Raw genomic sequence first — 18,567 nt, 5'->3', positions numbered from 1 at the left:
CCTTGATTAAGGCTACCTTAAGAAGCCGGACGTCCAATCCGCTGATTTTCGGCGACTACGATCCGACGAGCAAGTTAGGTGACCCCATTTACAAGTGGCGCTGGTTCAGCCCTCCAGCTTGTAGCCGAGGCCGCGCACGGTAACCAGGTGCACCGGGTTGGCAGGGTCGGCCTCGATCTTGGACCGAAGTCGTTTGACGTGGACATCCAACGTCTTGGTATCCCCGACGTAATCCGCGCCCCAGACCCGGTCGATCAACTGGCCACGGGTGAGCACCCGGCCGGTGTTGCGCAACAGGTATTCGAGCAGGTCGAATTCCTTGAGCGGCAAAGTGATCTGCTCGCCGTTGACCATGACCACGTGCCGTTCGACGTCCATGCGCACCGGACCGGATTCCAGTACACCCTCGCCGACGCCGCCCTCGTCGTCGCCGCCGCGGCGCAGCACCGCCCGGATCCGGGCGATCAGCTCGCGTGCGGAATACGGCTTGGTCACGTAGTCGTCGGCACCCAATTCCAGGCCGACGACCTTGTCGATCTCGCTGTCGCGGGCAGTGACCATAATCACCGGCACGCTGGACCGAGCGCGCAGTTGTTTGCAGACATCGGTGCCCGACATGCCCGGAAGCATCAGGTCCAGCAGCACGATGTCGGCGCCCGCCCGGTCGAACTCGGCCAGGGCCGCGGCTCCGTCGGCGACCACGGTGGCCTCGAAGCCCTCCTTGCGCAGCAGAAACGCCAACGGGTCTGCCAGTGATTCCTCGTCCTCAACGATCAAGACGTGTGTCATCGCCGCTGCTCCTCCACATCGGTCTTACGCTCTGCATCGTCGACAGCGGGTGTCATCAGCGCTGCTCCTCCTTCTCCTGGTCCACACTGCCTTGGTAGGCGGGAATCGCCAAGGTAAATGTCGAACCGGTGCCCGGCTGGCTCCACAGCGTGATGGTGCCGTTGTGGTTGGCCGCCACGTGCTTGACGATCGCCAACCCCAGCCCGCTGCCACCGGTGGCCCGTGACCGGGCCTTGTCGCTGCGGAAGAACCGCTCGAAGACACGCTGCTGGTCCTTGGGCGCGATACCGATGCCGCGGTCGGTGACCGCGATCTCGATGAAGCCGTCCCGGCGGCGCCGGCTGATCGACACCGGTGAACCGTGCGGCGAGTAGGCGATCGCATTGGAGACCAGGTTGGCCAGCGCGGTGACCAGCAGCGGCTCATCGCCGAGCACCCGGAAGCCGCTCGGAGCGTCCGTGGTGATCGTGATCTCCGCGTTGTCGGCCGCCACCTTGTGCCGGGAGATCGCTTCGTTCACCACGCCGTCGACGTCGACGACGCTCAGATCCGGCAGCGGATCGGCCCCCTGCAGCCGGGACAGCTCGATCAACTCACCGATCATGCTGGCCAAGCGGTTCGCCTCCACCAGCACCTTCTCCGCGAACGGCCGCACCGCCTCGGGGTCGTCGGCGGAGGCCAGCAGTGCCTCGGCAAGCAGTCCCATCGCCCCGACCGGGGTTTTGAGCTCATGGCTGACGTTGGCCACGAAGTCACGCCGGCTGGCTTCCATCCGGGCCTGCTCGGACTGGTCGTCGACGATCACCACCGCGAATCGGCGATCCTCTTCGGAGAGCAGCCGGGCGTACCCGCGCACCGCCGACAGGTCCGACCGGGTGGCCCCGGGAGCCCGTTTGGCCACCGAGAGGTCGAAGCCGACCTCCTCCTCACCGTCCAGCGCTCGTTGCGCGGCCTCCCAGGCACCGTCGTCGAGCAACCGGCCGCGCACCACTCCCAACTGGGTGGCGCGTTCATTGAGGTAGACGACGTCGCGGTGGGAGTCGACGACCACGATTCCCAGCGAGGCGTGCGCGACGATCTGCTGCAGCATCTCCGAGACGGTGATCCCGGCTCGTTCGGTGGCCACCCGGTGGCGCCGCTCCGCCAGCCACGGCGACAGCCAGATACCGGCCGCCACGCCCGCGGCGAGCGCCGGGATCGCCGACACCGCAGCGAGCGTCAGGGCCGAGGTCGCAGCCACGGCAAAATCGTACGCAGTCCGGCCGCGCCGTCTGACCAGCGCTCGACTTTGACGTGCGCCGAACGTGAATTCTGAGCGAAGATTTCACCGGATCTCCACCCGTTATTCACACTAAGCGGCCAGGGACGGCTACTTGGCACCCTGGCTCGCCACCGCGGCGGCCCCGGCGGCGGCCGCCTCCGGGTCCAGATAGACCCCGCCGGCAACCTTCGGGCGCAGCGTGAGGCCCAGGTCCTCCAAGTCGTAACGCAGCGGGATGCCCGTGGGGATGTTCAGCCCGACCACGTCCTCATCCGACATTCCGTCGAGGTACTTCACCAGCGCCCGCAACGAGTTGCCGTGCGCCGCGATCAGCACCGTCTTGCCGCAACGCAGGTCCGGGATGACGACGTCGGTGAAGTACGGCAGGAAACGCGCCACCACATCGGCCAGGCACTCGGTCAGCGGACCGCCGCCGATGTCGGCGTAGCGGGGGTCGGTGTCCTGGCTGTAACGGCTGCCGGGCTCGATCGGCGGCGGCGGGGTGTCGTAGCTGCGTCGCCACGTCATGAACTGGTCGTCGCCGTAGCGGGCCTTGGTGGCGGCCTTGTCCAGGCCCTGCAGGGCGCCGTAGTGGCGCTCGTTGAGCCGCCAGGTGCGGTGCACCGGAATCCAGTGCCGGTCGGCGGCGTCCAGGGCCAGGTTCGCGGTGGTGATCGCCCGGCGCAGCAGCGAGGTGTAGACCACGTCCGGCAGCAGGTCGTGCTCGACCAGCAGTTCGCCGGCACGCACCGCCTCGGTGCGGCCCTTGTCGGTCAGGTTGACGTCCATCCAGCCGGTGAACTGGTTGCTGGCGTTCCATTCGCTCTCGCCGTGGCGCAGCAGCACCAGGGTGGCAGTGTCAGACATGCCGGTCAGTGTCTCACGCGGGAAGGGCCCCAGCGGCTGGGGCGGTGTCAGGAGACGACACCGAGAAACACCATCAGCGAACGTTCGATCTCCACCATGAGGCTGGCGGGAACCCGGCGGTTCAGCGAGGCTCGACGAAGGAGAGCCGAAGGTGGGACCGCCGCATGGACACGGCCGATCTTCGTACCGAGGTTCGACCGACGTACCGCGGTGATCTTGTCGATCATGGCGAAGCTCGGCTGCGCGATTCCGGTTGCGGTCGGCACCGCAACTCGCGCTATCACCGAGTCGGCCACCGCCGTCGTGGTCAGCGGGATGACAACAACCGACTCCGTTTCCGAGAACAAGTCATCCTGCACAATGAGCGCCGGACGCGGTTTGCCGGCATACACTCCGCCCGATACGGTCCAGAGCTCGCCGCGATTCACTCGTCGGCGGCCGAATCTGCGATCGCTTCGACGAATTCCATGTCGTCACTGCTGCGGTCCGCAGCGGCTAACGCGAGTGCCTCTCGACGCGCCGTTGCGGCGAATTCGGCGGAGCGCACGTCAGGAACCCAGATCTGCACTGGGCGGTACCCCTGTTCACGCATCCTTGTTCACGCATCCTGCGACGATATTCGCTGGCGCGCTGCGTCGACGTGGACATACTCAACCGTTGCATGAAACGCAGTTTCGTGCAATTCACCGCTCTACGGTGTGGCGTCGTCATCCTTGTCGATCAAATGCTCGAAGGCCCGCAGGTTCTTCAGCGACTGCCCGGTGGACACCCGCCACTCCCACTCCTTCTGGATCGAGGACGCAAATCCCAACTCCAGCAACGTGTTGAAGTCGAAGTCGACGGCTTCGAGCACCTGCCCGAGCACCCGGTCGATCTCCTCGGCGGTCACCGACGCCAGCGCCATCCGGCCCACCAGATAGATGTCGCCGACGTTGTCCAGCGTGTAGGCCACCCCGTAAAGCCGACGGTTGCGCTTGAGCAGGTACCGATAGACCCCGACATGGTTCTCGTCGGGCTTGCGGCAGACGAACGCCTCGACGCGCACCGAGTGCTCCCCGATGCTGAGGATGGTGTTGGTCTTGAGCTTGCGTTCGCCGGGCAGTTCCACCACCAGCCCCGGCAGACCCCCGTGGGAGCCCGGGACCGGCGAGTAGGTCAGCTCGGCCGCGTCCAGGGTGTCCTCGATGAGCTGCCGGACGTCGTCGGGGTTCACGCACGCGCCCCGCGCCGCGCCGGCCACCAACGGGGCGGGGGAGCCGATCCGAGCACCCGCATCCGCTCGCCCCGGGCCGCGGCGAAGTCTTCGATCGCGCTCGTGTAGCTGGCCAGCTGAGCATCCACGGTGCGTTCCCAGGAGAACGTCGTCGCATGGTTGACCGCGGCGCGGCGCATCGCCCACCCGCGCGGCCCGGAACCCAGCCGCAGCAGTTCGTCGATGGCGGTTGCCCACTGCTCGATGCCGTGCCCGGCGACCAGGCGTCCGGTGACGCCGTCGCGCACCGCCACCGGTAGCCCGCCGACGGCCGCGGCCACCACCGGCGTCCCGCAGGCCTGCGCCTCCAGCGCGACCAGGCCGAACGATTCCGAGTAGCTCGGCACCGCCACCAGATCGGCCGCCTGGAACAGGGTGGCCAGGTCCTCGCGAGACTGCGGCGGCAGGAACGTCATCCGGTCACTGATACCCAGTTCGGCGGCCAGCCGAACCAGCCCGCCCGGTGCTGCCATCCCACTGCTGCCCGACGGTCCGCCGGCCACCACCACGCGTACCCCGGGCAGCTTCGCGGCCGCACGCAGCAGGACATCGGGCGCCTTCAGTGGCTGGATGCGGCCGACGAACGCCACGATCTGCTCGGTCGCCGACAGCCCCAGCGCCGCCCGGGCCTGCAGCTTGTCTCCCGGCCGGAAGACCTCCAGGTCCACCCCGGGATGTGCGATGTCGATCCGGCGGGGGTCGGCTTCGTGCAGTGCGACCAGTTGCCGCGCTTCATCGTCGGTGTTGACGATCAGCCGGTCCGCGGCGTCGACGACCTGCTGCTCGCCGACCGCGCGCAGCGGCGGTTCTGGGGTGTCTCCGGCGGCCAGCGCTGCGTTCTTCACCCCGGCCAGGGTGTGCGCGGTGTGCACCAGCGGCACCGCCCACCGGTCCGCGGCCAGCCAGCCGACCTGGCCGGAGAGCCAGTAGTGGGAGTGCACGACGTCGTAGTGGCCCGGCTCGTGGGCGGCTTCGGCGCGCAGCACCCCGGCGGCGAACGCACACAGCTGAGTGGGCAGGTCGTTCTTGTCCAGGCCTTCGAACGGCCCGGCCACCACATTCCGCACCAGTACGCCGGGTGCCACGTGCTGCACCGGCGGATCGGCCGACGACGTGGCCCGGGTGAAGATCTCCACGGCCACCCCGCGGCGCGCCAGGTGCAGCGCGCTCTGCAGGACGTAGACGTTCATTCCGCCGGCATCGCCGGTGCCGGGTTGGGCCAGTGGCGAGGTGTGGACCGACAGCAGCGCTACCCGGTGCACTTCGGATCCAACGCCTCCAACGCCGTAGCCCACCCCGCCATCTTTACAGGTTGGGTCAGGCCGACACTTCCGGGACCGCGCGGGCGACCGGGCCGCGGGAGCGGCGCATGGCGGCGACCGGATCGGCATAGAGCCCACCCAGCGACACCGTCCCGGCACCGGCCTCCTGAACCCGGTTGCCGAATGCCGTGACCCGGATGTTGCGCCCCGACAGCACCGACCGCTGGGTGAACGCCCGCTCCACCTCGGCCATGCCCTCCGGGTATTCGGTGAAACCCTGGCCGCCGACCACCAGGTCGTCGGGGTTGAGTACATCGCGCAGCAGTGCCACGGCTTCGCCCAGCACACGTGCCCGTTCGGTCAGCAGCGCGCGGGCCCGCTCGTCGCCGGCCCGCGCCTCGCGCACCAGACCGGTCACCGCCGAGGAGGCGGCGCCGTTGCCGTCGGGCAGGATCCGCAGCCGACGGGCCGCGGCGAGCACCGCCTCGTCGCTGACGGTGGATTCCAGGTGCCCGGAGCCGCCCAGCAGCTCCGAGAACGCCGGCAGCCCGGCGATGGTGCCGGGGCCGCTGGTCGGGCTGTGCACCCGCCCACCGATCACCAGGGCGTAGCCGACCGTTTCCCGGGCGTAGACGTAGAGGCTGGTGGCGCTGTTGGCCGTCGGCCGCCGCACCCCGAACAGCAGTTCGGCGCCGGCCATCGCGTCCACGTGGGAGGCCACCGACACCGGCAGACCCAGCTCCTCGGCCAGCACCGGGCCGACGGGGGCGGCCGTCCAGCCCAGCCGCGGGTGGTCGACGTGGCCGGTGGCACCTTCCACCGCCCCACCGGTCGCGACTCCGACCCACAGCGGCCGGCGCTTCTGCCAGCGGGTCAGGTACCGGCTGGCGCTGGCGGCCAAGGATGCCAGCGCCGGGCCCGCGCCGTTGTTCGGGGTCGGCGTCTCGACGACGTCGAGTGTGCGGCCGAGCAGATCGGTGGCCACGATGCTGGTGGTCTTCGCCCCGATGTGCAGTCCCAAAGTCAGGAACGGCTCGTGGTTGACCACCACCGGCCGACGCGGCCGCCCGATCGCGCCGGAGGTCGCCAAGTCGGCGCGCTCGAGCAGCAGTCCGGCCTGCAGCAGGGCACTGACCTGGCGGTTGACGGTGGCGACGCTCAGCGAGGTGGCGCCGGCAATGGCTTCGCGGGCAATCGGGCCGTGCTGGCGCACGGCGGCGAAGACCTCGGCGCCGGCGGTGTCGGCCAAGTGCAGGGCCGGCGCGACGACGCGCGGATGTGAGCGTGGCCGGCCGTTGCGGTGGCTGGCCAGGTGAGCGGTGAGGGAGGTGGTACGCACGCTGCGGTGTCCTTGTCTACAAGAGTCCGAATGGGGGCTTGGCTACGCCTGCGACCCGGCGGACTCTCTCAAGGAGTTACTTCGCAGCAGGTCAGGCGCAGCGACACGCGTGACAACACGCGCCGTCGGCGACAAGACAGACCGCTGTCAGAAAGCGGGCACTGCGGTACATAACTGAGGAATGTATCACGGTCACTAAGGTTGGGTCGATGACGACACCTGCCCAACACCAGCGCACCGCCGTGGTCACCGGCGCCAGTTCCGGAATAGGCGAGGCGACCGCGAGAACTCTTGCGGGGCAAGGCTTTCACGTTATCGTCGCGGCCCGCCGCGCGGACCGGATCGCCGCGCTGGCCGATGAGATCGGCGGCACCGCGGTAGTGACCGACGTCACCGACCCGGCCGCGGTCGCCGCGCTGGCCGAAGTTTGCGATCAGGTTGACGGTTCGATCAACGTACTGGTCAACAACGCCGGTGGGGCCAAGGGCCTGGCACCTGTGGACCAGGCCGACCTCGAGCACTGGCGGTGGATGTGGGAGACCAACGTGCTGGGCACGCTGCAGGTGACCCGCGCGCTGCTGCCGCAGCTGATCGCCTCCGGCGACGGCCTGGTGGTCACCGTGACCTCGATCGCGGCGTTCGAGATCTACGACGGCGGCGCCGGATACACCGCGGCCAAACATGCCCAGAGCGCACTGCACCGCACGCTGCGCGGCGAGCTGCTGGGAAAGCCGGTGCGGCTCACCGAGATCGCCCCCGGCATGGTGGATACCGAATTCTCCCTGGTGCGTTTCGGCGGGGACCGCGATCGCGCCGACGCCGTCTATGCCGGCCTGACTCCGCTCACGGCGGAGGACATCGCCGAGGTGATCGGGTTCGTGGCGTCGCGGCCGCCGCACGTCGACCTCGACCAGATCGTGATCCGTCCGCGCGACCAGGCCAGCGCGACGCGGGCTAACCGCCGGGTTTGATGCGGCGGTCCAGCTTCGCCTCTCCTTCGTCGAGCCTCGCTAACCGCCGGGTCTGATGCGGCGGTCCAGCTTCGCCTCTCCTTCGTCGAGCCTGGCTAACCGCCGGGTCGAGTAGGGGCAGTCGGCGGCGGCGTGGTGGGGGTGCCCGACAGTGTCGGGGCGTCGGTCGGGGTGGCCGGCGCGGCGCTGGGCAGCGAAGTCGAAGCACCCGCCGACAACGCGGACATCGAGACCCAGGTGTCCCAGTCCACGGTCCAGTCCCAGATATTCCCGTCGGCGTAGGACAGCTCGATGGAGCTGCCGGTCACCTCGACCGGGTCGCCGTAGATCGCGCTGTGGAAGTACTGCTCGGCGTCTTCGGTGGACAGGTTGATGCACCCGTTGGTGACGTTGGTGTTGCCCTGGGCGCCCGCACTGGCCGGGTTGGCGTGGATGAACTCGCCGTTGTTGGAGATGCGGACGGCCCAGCGCTCGTGGATGTTGTTGTAGCCGGCGGCCGGGTTGGACATGTAGAAGTCGGCGTATTTCTCGCTGACGACGTGGATGCCGTTGCGGGTGATGTTGCGCGCCTGGTCGGCCTGGCCGTAGCTGCACGGAAAGTCCATGATCACGCCCTCGTCGCGGATCACCTGGATGCGGTGCGAGGAGACTTCGGCCTTCACCACCTGGCGCCGCCCGATCGAGAACTCCAGCGACATGTCCTGGGCCCCGTAGGCGCCGTCGCCGAACGCCAGGCCGTACAGCTTGGCGTCGACGCTGACCGTGGTTCCGGCCGGGAAGTACTCACGGCTGCGCCAATGCACCCGGGCCCCCTGCACCTCATCGGGCAGCCAGGCCCAGCCGCCCTCCACCGGCGGCTCGGTGACGATGCTCAGCGCCCGCTCAACGGCCGCCTTGTCGGCGATGGGCCCGTTGAACTGCAGGATCACCGGCGCCGCGACGCCGACCGTCTGCCCGTCGGCGAGCTGAAAGCCCCCGTCGATGATGGCCGTGGGAGTCACCGTGGTGACGGTTCCGCGGACCGGCACGGCGTTGCCGTCGCGGCCCACCACCGAGCCGCTCCACGTGTAGACGGCGTCGTAGCCCAGTGGTTCGGTGACGGTGTAGCGGGTGCGGTCCCGGTTGAAGGTTCCGCTGAGGACTTTGCCGGCCGGGTTGGTCAGCGCTACCCGCTGGAACCACCCGTCACCGACCGTGACCCCGACGGCGGCGGTGGGCAGCACCTCGGTCACCGCCCCGTCGTCCAGGGCCGGCTGGAACGTCAGGACCGGCTCCGGCGGCGGTGCGCTGGCGGCGTTCTTCCCGGGTCTGCCGAGACAGGCCGCCAACGCGTTCGGCGCCAGTACCCCGGCCGCCAACGCCGCCAAGGCCCGTCGCCGGTTCAGGTCCACGGCATCCCAAGATACCGGCCGACGGGCCTGACCACCTGCGATGTTGGCTACCGGCGGACAGGGCTCACAGCGCGCAACCCACCAGCACCGGCTCCGGGTGCAAGGTGATGCCGAACGCATCGTGCACCCCGTCGCGCACGATGCGGGCCAGCTTCAAGATGTCGGCGGTGGTGGCGCCACCCCGGTTGGTCAAGGCCAGCGCATGCTTGGTGGACAACCGGCAGACCGCGCCCGGATCGTCCGGATAACCCTTGCCGAAACCGGACCGCTCCACCAGCCAGCCGGCCGCCAGCTTCACCCCGTTCGGGGCGTCCCAGTGCGGGACCGGGCCGCTTGCCCGGTCGGCCAGCTCCCGGTAAACATCCAGCGGCACAACCGGATTAGTGAAGAAAGACCCCACACTCCAGGTGTCGTGGTCGCCCGCGTCGAGCACCATGCCCTTCGCCGACCGCAGCTTGAGCACGGCCGCACGGACCGTCGCCGGGTCGGCGCGCTCGCCCTCGGAGCCGTGCAGCGCGGCGGTCAGCTCGCCGTAGCGCAGCGGCGCGCTGCGCCCGGCCGCATCCAGTTCGAACTCCACCTCCAGCACCACCGCGGCGTCCGAGTGTTTCAGCACGCTGCTCCGGTAGCCGAGTCCCAGCTCACCGGCCGGTGTCCAGCGCACCGTCCTGGTGCGTCGGTCGAGCAGCAGCACCCGGGTCAGGGTGTCGGCGACTTCCGCACCGTAGGCCCCGACGTTCTGCACCGGGGTGGCGCCGGCCGAGCCGGGGATGCCGGACAGGCACTCCAGCCCGCCCAGATTCGCGCCGACGGCTGCCGCGACCACGTCATCCCAGACCGCGCCGGCCTGGGCCCGCAGCAGGTTGCCGTCGATGGTGATGCGGTCGCCGGTGAGGTGCACGACGGTCAGCTCGGACAGGTCGTCGGCGATCACCACGTTGGAGCCGCCGGCCAGCAGCAGCGGCCGGGCACCGGCCCGGTCGAGCTCGACCAATGTCACGACGATCTGCTCGGTGTCGACGCAGGTGATGACCCGCCGGGCAACCGGTCCGACCCGCAGGGTGGTCAACGGCGCCAGCGGCACCGCCTCGGCGACGCGCGCGCCCGCGAACTCGGAACTCGCCACGGCCGGTAACGGTAGCCTGACCAGCTATGCCGCGTACATTCACGCTGTCCGAGCACTACCTGGCAAGCGTCGAGCAGGTGTATGCCGCTTTCGCCGACGAGCAGTACTGGCTGGCCCGGTTGGCCGATTCCGGAGCCGACACCGTGGCGCTGGACTCGATGATCATCGAGGCTGACGGCGGTGTCGTCATCGCCACCACGCAGGGCATCCACCGGGAGAAACTGCCGGCGCTGGCCGCGCAGTTCCATCCCGGTGACCTGGATGTGGCCCGCCACGAGAAATGGCATCCGGTCCGCGGCGGGAGAGCCCGCGCGGAGGTCACCGGCAAGATCGTCGGAGCACCGGCGAGGCTGTCCGGGGATGCGGTCCTGGAACCCGCCGCTGGCGGCTGCGAGCTGCGGCTGATCGCGACGGTGCAGGTCGACATCCCGCTGGTGGGCGGCAAGATCGAAGGTTTCATCGGCGGCCAGCTGGCCGAGCTGATGACCACCGAGCAGCGGTTCACCTCGACGTGGCTCAGGCGGGGCGGTCCGGCGCCGACCGCATAGGCTGTACCCATGCGGATTGCGTGTGCGCAGATCCTCAGCGGCACCGACCCGGGCGCGAACCTGGAACTGGTGGCCGACTACACCGAACGCGCCGCTGCGCAAGGCGCCACGCTGGTGGTGTTCCCGGAGGCGACGATGTGCCGGTTCGGGGTGCCGCTGGACCCGATCGCCGAACCACTCGACGGGCCGTGGGCCACCCAGGTTCGCGCGGTCGCCACCCGTACCGGGATCACCGTCGTCGCGGGGATGTTCACCCCGGCCGACGACGGGCGGGTCACCAACACCTTGCTGGCAGCCGGACCCGGCACCGACACGCACTATCACAAGGTCCACCTCTACGACGCGTTCGGATTCACCGAATCACGCACCGTCGCACCGGGATTCGAGCCGGTGGTGATCGATGTCGACGGCGTCGGCGTCGGGTTGTCGACCTGCTATGACATCCGGTTCCCGGCGCTGTACACCGAGCTGGCCGACCGCGGCGCGCAGCTGATCGCGGTCTGCGCCTCCTGGGGCGCCGGACCGGGGAAGCTGGCCCAGTGGGAACTGCTGGCCCGGGCCCGGGCCCTGGACTCGACCAGCTACATCGCCGCCGTCGGGCAAGCCGACCCCGGCGCCCCGCCGGATTCCTCAGGCGCACCGACCGGTGTGGGCCACAGCCTGGTCGCCTCGCCGTGGGGCGAGGTGGTCGCCTCGGCGGGCGCATCGCCACAGCTGCTGGTCTGTGACATCGACCTCGACGCGGTCACCACCGCCCGCCGGACGCTGGCCGTGTTGAGCAATCGCGCGGACTTCCTTCAGGTCGGTAAGGCAGAATCGCGCGGGTGAGCAATCCGCCCGGACCTCCCCACGGCGAGTCGCCCTGGGCTCGCCCGCCCGGCCAGCCCGAACCCCACACCGGCACACCCCCGAGTCCGCCTCCCCATCCGACCCCGAATCCACCCGGGCCGTCGGCGTCACCCACCCGGCAGATGCCGGTTCCGCCGCCCGTGACGGGAACTGAGGCGGCCACCACCCGGATTCCCGCCGCGCCGCCGCCCGCGGGCCCCCCGCCCGAAGTACCGGGCACTGACGCGCCCACCACCGCGATCGAAGCGCCGGGCACCCAGGCGCGGTCGACCTCTGTGCTGCGGGACCCGCTGGCCCTGGTCCTGATCTTCGTGACGGTGATCGCGCTTGCCCTGGCCGGTCTGATCGGCGCCGAGCTGATCGCCCGCCGCATCGCCGACAACAAGGTGGCCAAGGCGACCGAATGCGTGGTGCACGACAAGGCCAGCGCGTCATTCGGGGTGACACCGCCGTTCCTGTGGCAGCACATCACCGGCAACTACACCAACATCTCCATCCACACCGCGGGCAATCAGGTCAAGGACGCCAAGCAGATGACGGCCGACCTGAACATCTCCGACGTCGATCTGCACGGCAACGGCGACTCCAAGGGCACCATCGGCGCCCTGGACGCCACGCTGACCTGGCCGGCGGCCGGCATCAAGGAGACCGTCCAGTCCATGGTGCCGATCCTGGGCAACCTGGTCTCCGACCTGAAGACCAATTCACGTGACGGCACCGTCGAGCTCAAGGGGGCCTTCGGTTTGGCCACCGTGGTGGTCAAGCCGGAGGTGGTCAACGGTGGGCTGTCGCTGCAGGTCCAGAAGCTGACCGGCCTGGGGGCTCTGACCCTGCCGCGCGAGTCGCTGCAGCCCGAGCTGGACCGGTTCGCCGCGGAGTTGACGAAGCGCTACCCGCTCGGCCTGCGCGCCGACAGCATCGAGGTCACCGACACCGGTGTGGTGGCGCGATTCTCCACCCGCAACGCCTCCATCCCGCGCAGCGATGACCCCTGTTTCGCAAATCTGTAGCCTGCAGTAATGAGCACTTCGGGGCCCGAGCATCGTTTTGCCGGCCTGCCTGCGGTCCTGTTGGCGCTGACCGCGGTCCTCGTGTTGGCCCTGGCCGGGATGTTCGGCGGTGAGCTCTACGCGCGGCACCGGGCGAACAGCCTGGTCGCCGACGCGGTCAAGTGCGAAGCGCAAGACAGTGCCTCCGTGTCCTTCGGGACCACTCCCCCGGTGCTGGCGCAGTACTTCAACCGCGAGTACCCCCACATCTCGGTGGAGACCGCCGGCAACCAGATCCGGCAGGCCAAGGGCATGCGCCTGGCGCTGGACATTCGCGACATCCGGTTGACCAAGGGCACAGCGGACGCGGACGGCGCCGCCTCCAAGGGCACCATCGGGGCTCTCGACGGCACCATCACCTGGCCGGCGGACGGCATCAAGCAGTCGATCGAAGACGTGGTCCCGGTGATCGGCAGCATCGTCACCGGCAAGGTCACCACCGATCCGGCTGCCGGCACCGTCGAGCTCAAGGGCCTGCTCAACAAGGCAACCGTCAAGCCGCAGCTGGTGGACAACGGGCTACGGCTGGAGGTCATCACCCTGGAGGCACTCGGCCAGGACCTGGACTCCGACACCGTGCAGCGCAACCTGGACGATCTCACTTCGAAGGTGACCGACGACCTTCCGCTGGGCATCGGCCTCGACAGCGTGCAAGTCACCGATTCCGGTGTGGTGGTGAAGTTTTCCGCCCGGGACGCCACCATCCCGGCGTCGTCGTCGAGGCAGTGCTTCGCGTCGCTGTGAGTGATCGGTTCCCGTCGGCCGGTCAGCGGCCGGGTTCCTGCTGCGTGGTGCAGTGGATACCACCGCCGCCAGCGGCGATCGCATCGATGTTGATCTGCAGGACCTGCCGGCCGGCGAAGAGGCGTTCGAGTGTGGCTTTGGCGGCACTGTCAGCGCCGGTGTCGCCGAATTCGGGGGCGATGATCGCGCCGTTGCAGACGTAGTAGTTGATGTAACCGGCTGCGAAGTCGTCGCTGTCGAACTCGTCCCGGACCGTCGACGGGCCCTCGATCACCTCGACCCGCAACGGTCGGCCCTGGGCGTCGGTCGCCGAGTACAGGATGTCGAGGTGGCGGCGCGTGACGTCATAGTCGTAAGAATCCGGGTCGGTGTCGAGGCCGGCGACGACAACGCCCGCTCCCGCGAAGCGGGCGTAGAAATCGGTATGTCCGTCGGTGATGTCACGCCCGGCGATACCGGGCAGCCAGATCACCTTTTTGATCCCGAGTACGCGGTCAAGTTCGGCCTCTACGTCGTGCTTGGCCCAACCAGGGTTGCGGTTGCGGTTGAGCACGCAGCTTTCGGTGATGATGGCGCTGCCCTGGCCGTCAACCTCGATCGCTCCGCCCTCGATCACTAGGTCGGTGTGCACCGTCCGCACCCCGGCCCGGCCGACCACGAATTCGGCGATATCGGCGTCGCGACTGTGTTCCTGCTTGCCGCCCCAGCCGTTGAAGTTGAAATCGACACCGCCCCAACCACTGTCCCCCCTGACGAATACCGGCCCGGTGTCGCGCACCCACAGATCGTCTACCGGTGCGGCGACGAGCTCTATGTTCGACGCACCGATCAGACCGCGGGCCAGGTCCATCTCCTCCGGGCGCACCAGCATCGACACCGGCTCAAACCGCGCGATCGTGGTCGCAATCAACGCCAGATCCCGCCGCACCCGTGGCAGCACCTGCGCACCCCAGAGACGCTCGCTGGCGCCGAACGCCATCCACGTCCGCGCGTGCGGGTCCCCTTCTTCCGGCATCACCCACGTCGCACCATCAGCGCCTGCCTGCGTCGGGGTCGGTCCGTCGCATCCCGCAGTCGCCAACCCTCCAATCGCGGCCATCCCGGCCTGCATGAACCGCCGACGCCGCATCACAACCCCTGTTTCATGCCGACAATCCCTCGAGCACCGCTCGGGTGCCGGACAGCCCCAGCCGGGTCGCCCCGGCCTCGAGCATGGCCAGCGCATCCTCGGCAGTACGGATACCGCCGCTGGCCTTGACCCCCAACCGGCCGCCGACCGTTGCGGCCATCAGAGTCACGGCGTGCACGGACGCTCCGCCGGAGGGATGAAATCCGGTGGAGGTCTTGACGAAGTCAGCACCGGCATCTTCGGCGGCCCGGCACGCGGCGATCAGGACGGCGTCGCCGGCGAGCTCGAGCAGTGCAGCCGATTCCAGGATCACCTTGAGCACCGCGTCGGGCACCGCAGCGCGCACGGCGGCGATGTCGGCGCCCACCCCGGTGAAGTCGCCCGCGAGCGCCGCGCCGACGTCGATCACCATGTCGATCTCGGTCGCCCCGTCCGCGACGGCAAGTGCCGCCTCCTGGGCCTTGACCGCCGGCAGATGCTTGCCGGACGGGAAGCCGACGACCGCGGCGACCGGAACCCGGGCACTATCGACCGCGGCGGCGACAGCCACCATCGACGGCGACACGCACACCGCGGCCGCCCCGAGTTCGGCGGCTTCGGCGACAACAGCGCCCACCTGGTCTGCGGTGGCCTCCGGTTTGAGCAGGGTGTGATCGACCAGTCGTGCCACCTGGGCACGGTCCCACCGGCGCTCCGAGGTCGGCGACATCAGAAGGCCTCTTCGGCGGCGCCGGGATTGCAGCCGGATTCGAGCATGGTCACGGCGTCGACGACGGGCCGCCACGGCTCCAGGTTCCAACTGGTCTTGCCCGGCCGGGCGAACTCGGCGTAGCTCCAGTGGCAGAGGAATTGATCACGCATGCCGGGGGTGTCGGCGTCCGGCGCGCTGGCGAGCACCTCTAGCCAGGCCTGTTCCCCCTGCACGCCGGCATCGAGCCGGATGACCACCGCCCGCGCGAACGGGGTCGGGTAGACCCGCAAGCTGGTCTTACCGTCGTAGCTGACCCACTCGGTGTGATCGACGTAACCGGGCAACTCGGTGTCGGCCGAGGCCGGCGCCGCGAACAACACCGCGGCCGCTGCGGCCATCAGGGCCGAAATGGCGATCGGACGCAGCATGGGCGCTAGCGGGACTTGCCTTGAACCTCAAGCAGTCGGGGCCGCACGTCCACCAGGTAGACACCGGCTGCGCAGGCCGCGATCGCCATGCCCATGACCTGCAGCACCAGGGCCAGCAGCGCGCACACCCCGAGGATCACCAGCCATACCGGCTTGGTCAGCTTGTCGGCGGCGGTGTAGGCGTCGGCGCGTTGCATCGCGGCATGGACGAAGGCATACACCGCCGTCGCGAAGACGGCGATCTGCAAAACGCCAAGGACGGTACCCACCAGGTTCGCAGCGATCACGCTGCAAGCCTAGGCGGGTACCGTCCCGGGCGTCGAACTGCGTTTACTTCTGGGTGACCTTCTTGGCCGGGGCCTTCTTGGCCGGAGCCTTCTTGGCGGCGGCCTTCTTGGCCGGAGCCTTCTTGGCGGCGGCCTTCTTGGCCGGGGCCGCCGGGGCCTCGTCCTTCTTGGGCAGCTCGATGCCGACCAGCTTGGCGGCGCGCTCGCCGACCTCACGGGTCTGCGACGCGACGTTGCCCAGCACCTCCTGGGTCAGCTCGACGGCCTGGTCCACGTAGCCCTCGACCTGTGCGGAGGCGTCATCCAGACCGGACTGGCTGCGCAGCCGCACCAAGGCGGCCTCGCCGCGCGCCACCAGGTCGTTGTACCGCTCGTTGGCGGCCTCCGCGTAGCCCTCGGCGGCCTTGCGCAGCTCGTCGGCGGTGAAGCGCTCCCGCAACTCGGCGAACTGCTCGGGCAGCTCTTCCTGCAGCTTGGTCAGCCGGGCACGGCTCTCCTCGACGCGGGTGGTGGCGTCCTCGCGGGCCTCACCGGCGCGCTCGCGCAGGTTGGCTACCAGGTCGGTCACGGTCGCCAGGGCCAGGTCGGCGGCGCCGAGCGCGGCCAGCAGCGGAGCCTTCAGCTCTTCGATGGTGGGGTTCTCAGCCATGTCGGTTTCCTTTCGGGTTGGGATCGTGCGTGGTTACTCGTGATTACTTGGATCAGGCAGACGTATGAAGATCAGGCAGTTGGCGTCTCCTCACCGTCGGCTTCGTTCTGCTGGACGAAGGAGGTATAGATGTCGAGCAGAACCTGCTTTTGGCGTTCCGTGATCGCCGCATCAGCGATGACGGCGTCGCGGACCTCGCTCTTCTCGCTCGGCTCCAGAATCCCCGCGCGGACGTAGAGCACCTCGGCGGAGACCCGCAGGGCCTTGGCGATCTGGTTGAGGACATCGGCGGACGGCTTGCGCAGCCCGCGTTCGATCTGGCTCAGATACGGGTTGCTGACGCCGGCCTTGTCGGCCAGCTGCCGCATGGACACCTGCGCGGCTTCGCGCTGGGACCGAATGAAGCTTCCGATATCCGCCGCAGCCGTGGACACCACCGCGGCGAGCTTGTCATCCTGCGACACCGGTGACCCCTTCCGTGGACGGCTACGTGCTGACACGTACCACGATAATCCCCGGTGCTAACTTTTGCAAGCACTTGCTAGCGCAGGTCAGAACATAAGTTGAGCTATGGTGTAGATCGCCAGACCGGCAAGTGAGCCGACGACGGTGCCGTTGATCCGGATGAATTGCAGGTCTCGCCCGACATGCAATTCGATTCGCCGGCTCGCCTCCGCAGCGTCCCAACGCTCGATGGTCTCGGTGATGATCGCCGTGATCTCCACCCCGTACTGGGCCACCAGGTGCTGCGCAGCCCGCACGATCCAGTTGTCCACCTTGTCGCGAAGTTCGACGTCGTCGCGCAGCGACTCACCGATCTGCACCACCGCACCGGCGATGCGGGTGCGCAGGGCTCCCGTCGGATCATCGACGCCTTCGAGCACGAACCGCTTGAGCGTCGCCCACGCCGTCGCCGCCGCTTTGGCGACCTCTTCGCGCGCCATCACCTGGTCCTTGACCGACTCTGCTTTCGCGATGGTCGCCGCGTCGTACTGCAGGTCGTTGGCGAACTCGAACAGGAAGCGAGTCGCGTTGCGGCGCAGTTCATGGTCGGGATTGCGGCGCACCTTGTCGGTGAAGTCCATCAGCTCGCGGTGTATCCGGTCCCCGACCAGATGGTCGATGAACCGCGGCGACCAGGTCGGCGAGTCGCGCTCCACCACCCGCTGGATGACTTCGCCGGCATTGAGCGACCACTGGAAGGCCCGGTCGGCAAGCAACTGGATCAACGCCTCCTGCCGATGCTCGGCGAGCAGGGTGCCCAGCATTCGGCCGACCGGCGGCCCCCATTGGGGTTCAGCGATGCGACGCACGATCATCCGGTCGATGACGTAGGAGATCTCTTCGTCTCGCAACAGTTCGACGAGCACCCGCAGCACGGTCGCCGCCTCGGCGGCCACCCGCTCGGCGTGCGTCTGCTCCGACATCCACTTGCCCAGCCGCCCGGCGATCTGCGCGTCGCGCAGCTTGGTCTCGATCACCGGCGGCGACAGGAAGTTCTCCCGCACGAAGGTGCCCAGGCCCTCCCCGAGCTGGTCCTTCTTGCGTTTGATGATCGCGGTATGCGGGATCGGAATACCCAGGGGGTGCTTGAACAGCGCGGTGACCGCGAACCAATCCGCCAGGGCGCCGACCATGCCGGCCTCCGCGGCGGCGCCCACGTAGCCCACCCAGACCGCGGCGGAGCCATCAGCCTGTGCCCACCGGCACAGCAGGAAGACGACGGTCGCGCCGAGCAGGAAGCTCAGCGCGAGCACTTTCATCCGTCGCAGATCACGCAACCGCACGGCATCTGCGACCGGATCGGCGTCTGCGAACGATTCCGCCAACGACTGCACGGTCCGCGCAGCACCCGGCCACGACGGCCGGTTCTCTCGATGCACCACCACCCCATCATGCGCTATCTCGACCCGCGGTAACTGTTACCGGACCACA

General features: G+C 68.8%; 22 protein-coding genes. 5 read left to right on the top strand and 17 right to left on the bottom strand.

The window, feature by feature from the left end; all coding sequences use genetic code 11:
* Window positions 1–105: 105 nt before the first annotated feature.
* The 8 genes from AWC16_RS11535 to AWC16_RS11500 form a co-directional block, all read right to left on the bottom strand.
* The gene (locus tag AWC16_RS11535; RefSeq protein WP_085264878.1) at window positions 106–789 is read right to left on the bottom strand and encodes a response regulator transcription factor; all 684 of its coding nucleotides are present in this window, start codon (window positions 787–789) and stop codon (window positions 106–108) included.
* Window positions 790–844: 55 nt separating this feature from the next.
* Window positions 845–2,029: a sensor histidine kinase gene (locus tag AWC16_RS11530; RefSeq protein ID WP_085264877.1), complete on the bottom strand. Its 1,185-nt coding sequence runs from the start codon at window positions 2,027–2,029 to the stop codon at window positions 845–847.
* Window positions 2,030–2,158: 129 nt separating this feature from the next.
* Window positions 2,159–2,917 (bottom strand): phosphoglyceromutase, encoded by a 759-nt coding sequence (locus AWC16_RS11525; protein WP_085264876.1) that lies wholly within the window; start codon window positions 2,915–2,917, stop codon window positions 2,159–2,161.
* 47 nt (window positions 2,918–2,964) lie between these two features.
* On the bottom strand, window positions 2,965–3,345 hold the full coding sequence (locus AWC16_RS11520; protein ID WP_085264875.1) for a type II toxin-antitoxin system PemK/MazF family toxin: 381 nt from the start codon (window positions 3,343–3,345) through the stop codon (window positions 2,965–2,967).
* Window positions 3,342–3,509, bottom strand: coding sequence for an antitoxin MazE-like protein (locus tag AWC16_RS11515; protein ID WP_085264874.1), 168 nt, complete (start codon window positions 3,507–3,509; stop codon window positions 3,342–3,344). Before AWC16_RS11515 ends, AWC16_RS11520 begins: the two co-directional genes overlap by 4 nt.
* A gap of 99 nt (window positions 3,510–3,608) precedes the next feature.
* On the bottom strand, window positions 3,609–4,130 hold the full coding sequence (locus AWC16_RS11510; protein WP_085264931.1) for a type III secretion system chaperone family protein: 522 nt from the start codon (window positions 4,128–4,130) through the stop codon (window positions 3,609–3,611).
* Window positions 4,127–5,464: a D-inositol-3-phosphate glycosyltransferase gene (gene mshA / locus AWC16_RS11505; protein ID WP_207572307.1), complete on the bottom strand. Its 1,338-nt coding sequence runs from the start codon at window positions 5,462–5,464 to the stop codon at window positions 4,127–4,129. The genes AWC16_RS11510 and mshA overlap by 4 nt, the downstream gene beginning before the upstream one ends.
* A gap of 22 nt (window positions 5,465–5,486) precedes the next feature.
* Entirely contained in the window at window positions 5,487–6,770 is a 1,284-nt protein-coding gene (locus tag AWC16_RS11500; RefSeq protein ID WP_085264873.1) for an ROK family transcriptional regulator, read from the bottom strand.
* 209 nt (window positions 6,771–6,979) lie between these two features.
* On the opposite strand from AWC16_RS11500, the gene AWC16_RS11495 reads away from it, so the two are divergent.
* On the top strand, window positions 6,980–7,741 hold the full coding sequence (locus AWC16_RS11495; RefSeq protein WP_085264872.1) for an SDR family NAD(P)-dependent oxidoreductase: 762 nt from the start codon (window positions 6,980–6,982) through the stop codon (window positions 7,739–7,741).
* A gap of 95 nt (window positions 7,742–7,836) precedes the next feature.
* Here the strand turns inward: AWC16_RS11495 and AWC16_RS11490 are convergent, their stop codons facing one another.
* Window positions 7,837–9,126, bottom strand: coding sequence for a L,D-transpeptidase (locus tag AWC16_RS11490; RefSeq protein WP_276062515.1), 1,290 nt, complete (start codon window positions 9,124–9,126; stop codon window positions 7,837–7,839).
* Between the two features lie 70 nt (window positions 9,127–9,196).
* Window positions 9,197–10,258: a UDP-N-acetylmuramate dehydrogenase gene (locus tag AWC16_RS11485; protein WP_085264870.1), complete on the bottom strand. Its 1,062-nt coding sequence runs from the start codon at window positions 10,256–10,258 to the stop codon at window positions 9,197–9,199.
* Between the two features lie 26 nt (window positions 10,259–10,284).
* On the opposite strand from AWC16_RS11485, the gene AWC16_RS11480 reads away from it, so the two are divergent.
* The 4 genes from AWC16_RS11480 (at window position 10,285) to AWC16_RS11465 (ending at window position 13,448) form a co-directional block, all read left to right on the top strand.
* Window positions 10,285–10,806 carry a DUF2505 domain-containing protein gene (locus tag AWC16_RS11480; protein WP_085264869.1) on the top strand — a complete coding sequence of 174 codons (522 nt, stop codon included), beginning with the start codon at window positions 10,285–10,287 and terminating at the stop codon, window positions 10,804–10,806.
* A 9-nt stretch (window positions 10,807–10,815) separates the two neighbouring features.
* On the top strand, window positions 10,816–11,634 hold the full coding sequence (locus AWC16_RS11475; RefSeq protein ID WP_085264868.1) for a carbon-nitrogen hydrolase family protein: 819 nt from the start codon (window positions 10,816–10,818) through the stop codon (window positions 11,632–11,634).
* 143 nt (window positions 11,635–11,777) lie between these two features.
* A complete protein-coding gene (locus tag AWC16_RS11470; RefSeq protein WP_085264867.1) occupies window positions 11,778–12,665 on the top strand; it encodes an LmeA family phospholipid-binding protein in 888 nt (295 codons plus the stop codon).
* A gap of 9 nt (window positions 12,666–12,674) precedes the next feature.
* Window positions 12,675–13,448: an LmeA family phospholipid-binding protein gene (locus tag AWC16_RS11465; protein WP_085264866.1), complete on the top strand. Its 774-nt coding sequence runs from the start codon at window positions 12,675–12,677 to the stop codon at window positions 13,446–13,448.
* A 22-nt stretch (window positions 13,449–13,470) separates the two neighbouring features.
* On the opposite strand, the gene AWC16_RS11460 is transcribed toward AWC16_RS11465, so the two are convergent.
* From AWC16_RS11460 to AWC16_RS11430, 7 genes are all read right to left on the bottom strand, one after another.
* Window positions 13,471–14,577, bottom strand: coding sequence for an agmatine deiminase family protein (locus AWC16_RS11460; protein ID WP_085264865.1), 1,107 nt, complete (start codon window positions 14,575–14,577; stop codon window positions 13,471–13,473).
* A gap of 13 nt (window positions 14,578–14,590) precedes the next feature.
* Window positions 14,591–15,286: a deoxyribose-phosphate aldolase gene (gene deoC, locus AWC16_RS11455; protein ID WP_085264864.1), complete on the bottom strand. Its 696-nt coding sequence runs from the start codon at window positions 15,284–15,286 to the stop codon at window positions 14,591–14,593.
* The gene (locus tag AWC16_RS11450; RefSeq protein ID WP_085264863.1) at window positions 15,286–15,696 is read right to left on the bottom strand and encodes a DUF2599 domain-containing protein; all 411 of its coding nucleotides are present in this window, start codon (window positions 15,694–15,696) and stop codon (window positions 15,286–15,288) included. Before AWC16_RS11450 ends, deoC begins: the two co-directional genes overlap by 1 nt.
* Before the next feature lie 5 nt (window positions 15,697–15,701).
* Complete coding sequence (locus tag AWC16_RS11445; protein WP_085264862.1) at window positions 15,702–15,983, bottom strand: DUF2516 family protein; 282 nt, start codon at window positions 15,981–15,983, stop codon at window positions 15,702–15,704.
* Between the two features lie 43 nt (window positions 15,984–16,026).
* Window positions 16,027–16,632 (bottom strand): heparin-binding hemagglutinin, encoded by a 606-nt coding sequence (locus AWC16_RS11440; protein ID WP_085264861.1) that lies wholly within the window; start codon window positions 16,630–16,632, stop codon window positions 16,027–16,029.
* A gap of 71 nt (window positions 16,633–16,703) precedes the next feature.
* Window positions 16,704–17,096: a helix-turn-helix domain-containing protein gene (locus AWC16_RS11435; protein ID WP_085264860.1), complete on the bottom strand. Its 393-nt coding sequence runs from the start codon at window positions 17,094–17,096 to the stop codon at window positions 16,704–16,706.
* Window positions 17,097–17,183: 87 nt separating this feature from the next.
* Window positions 17,184–18,518, bottom strand: a complete 1,335-nt coding sequence (locus AWC16_RS11430) for a DUF445 domain-containing protein (RefSeq protein ID WP_409370679.1) — start codon at window positions 18,516–18,518, stop codon at window positions 17,184–17,186.
* Window positions 18,519–18,567 lie beyond the last annotated feature (49 nt).

Source organism: Mycolicibacter longobardus (assembly GCF_002102265.1).
Lineage (GTDB): Bacteria > Actinomycetota > Actinomycetes > Mycobacteriales > Mycobacteriaceae > Mycobacterium > Mycobacterium longobardum.
Note: the sequence above shows the minus strand (reverse complement) of the source record. Positions and strands in the feature narration are given on the sequence as shown.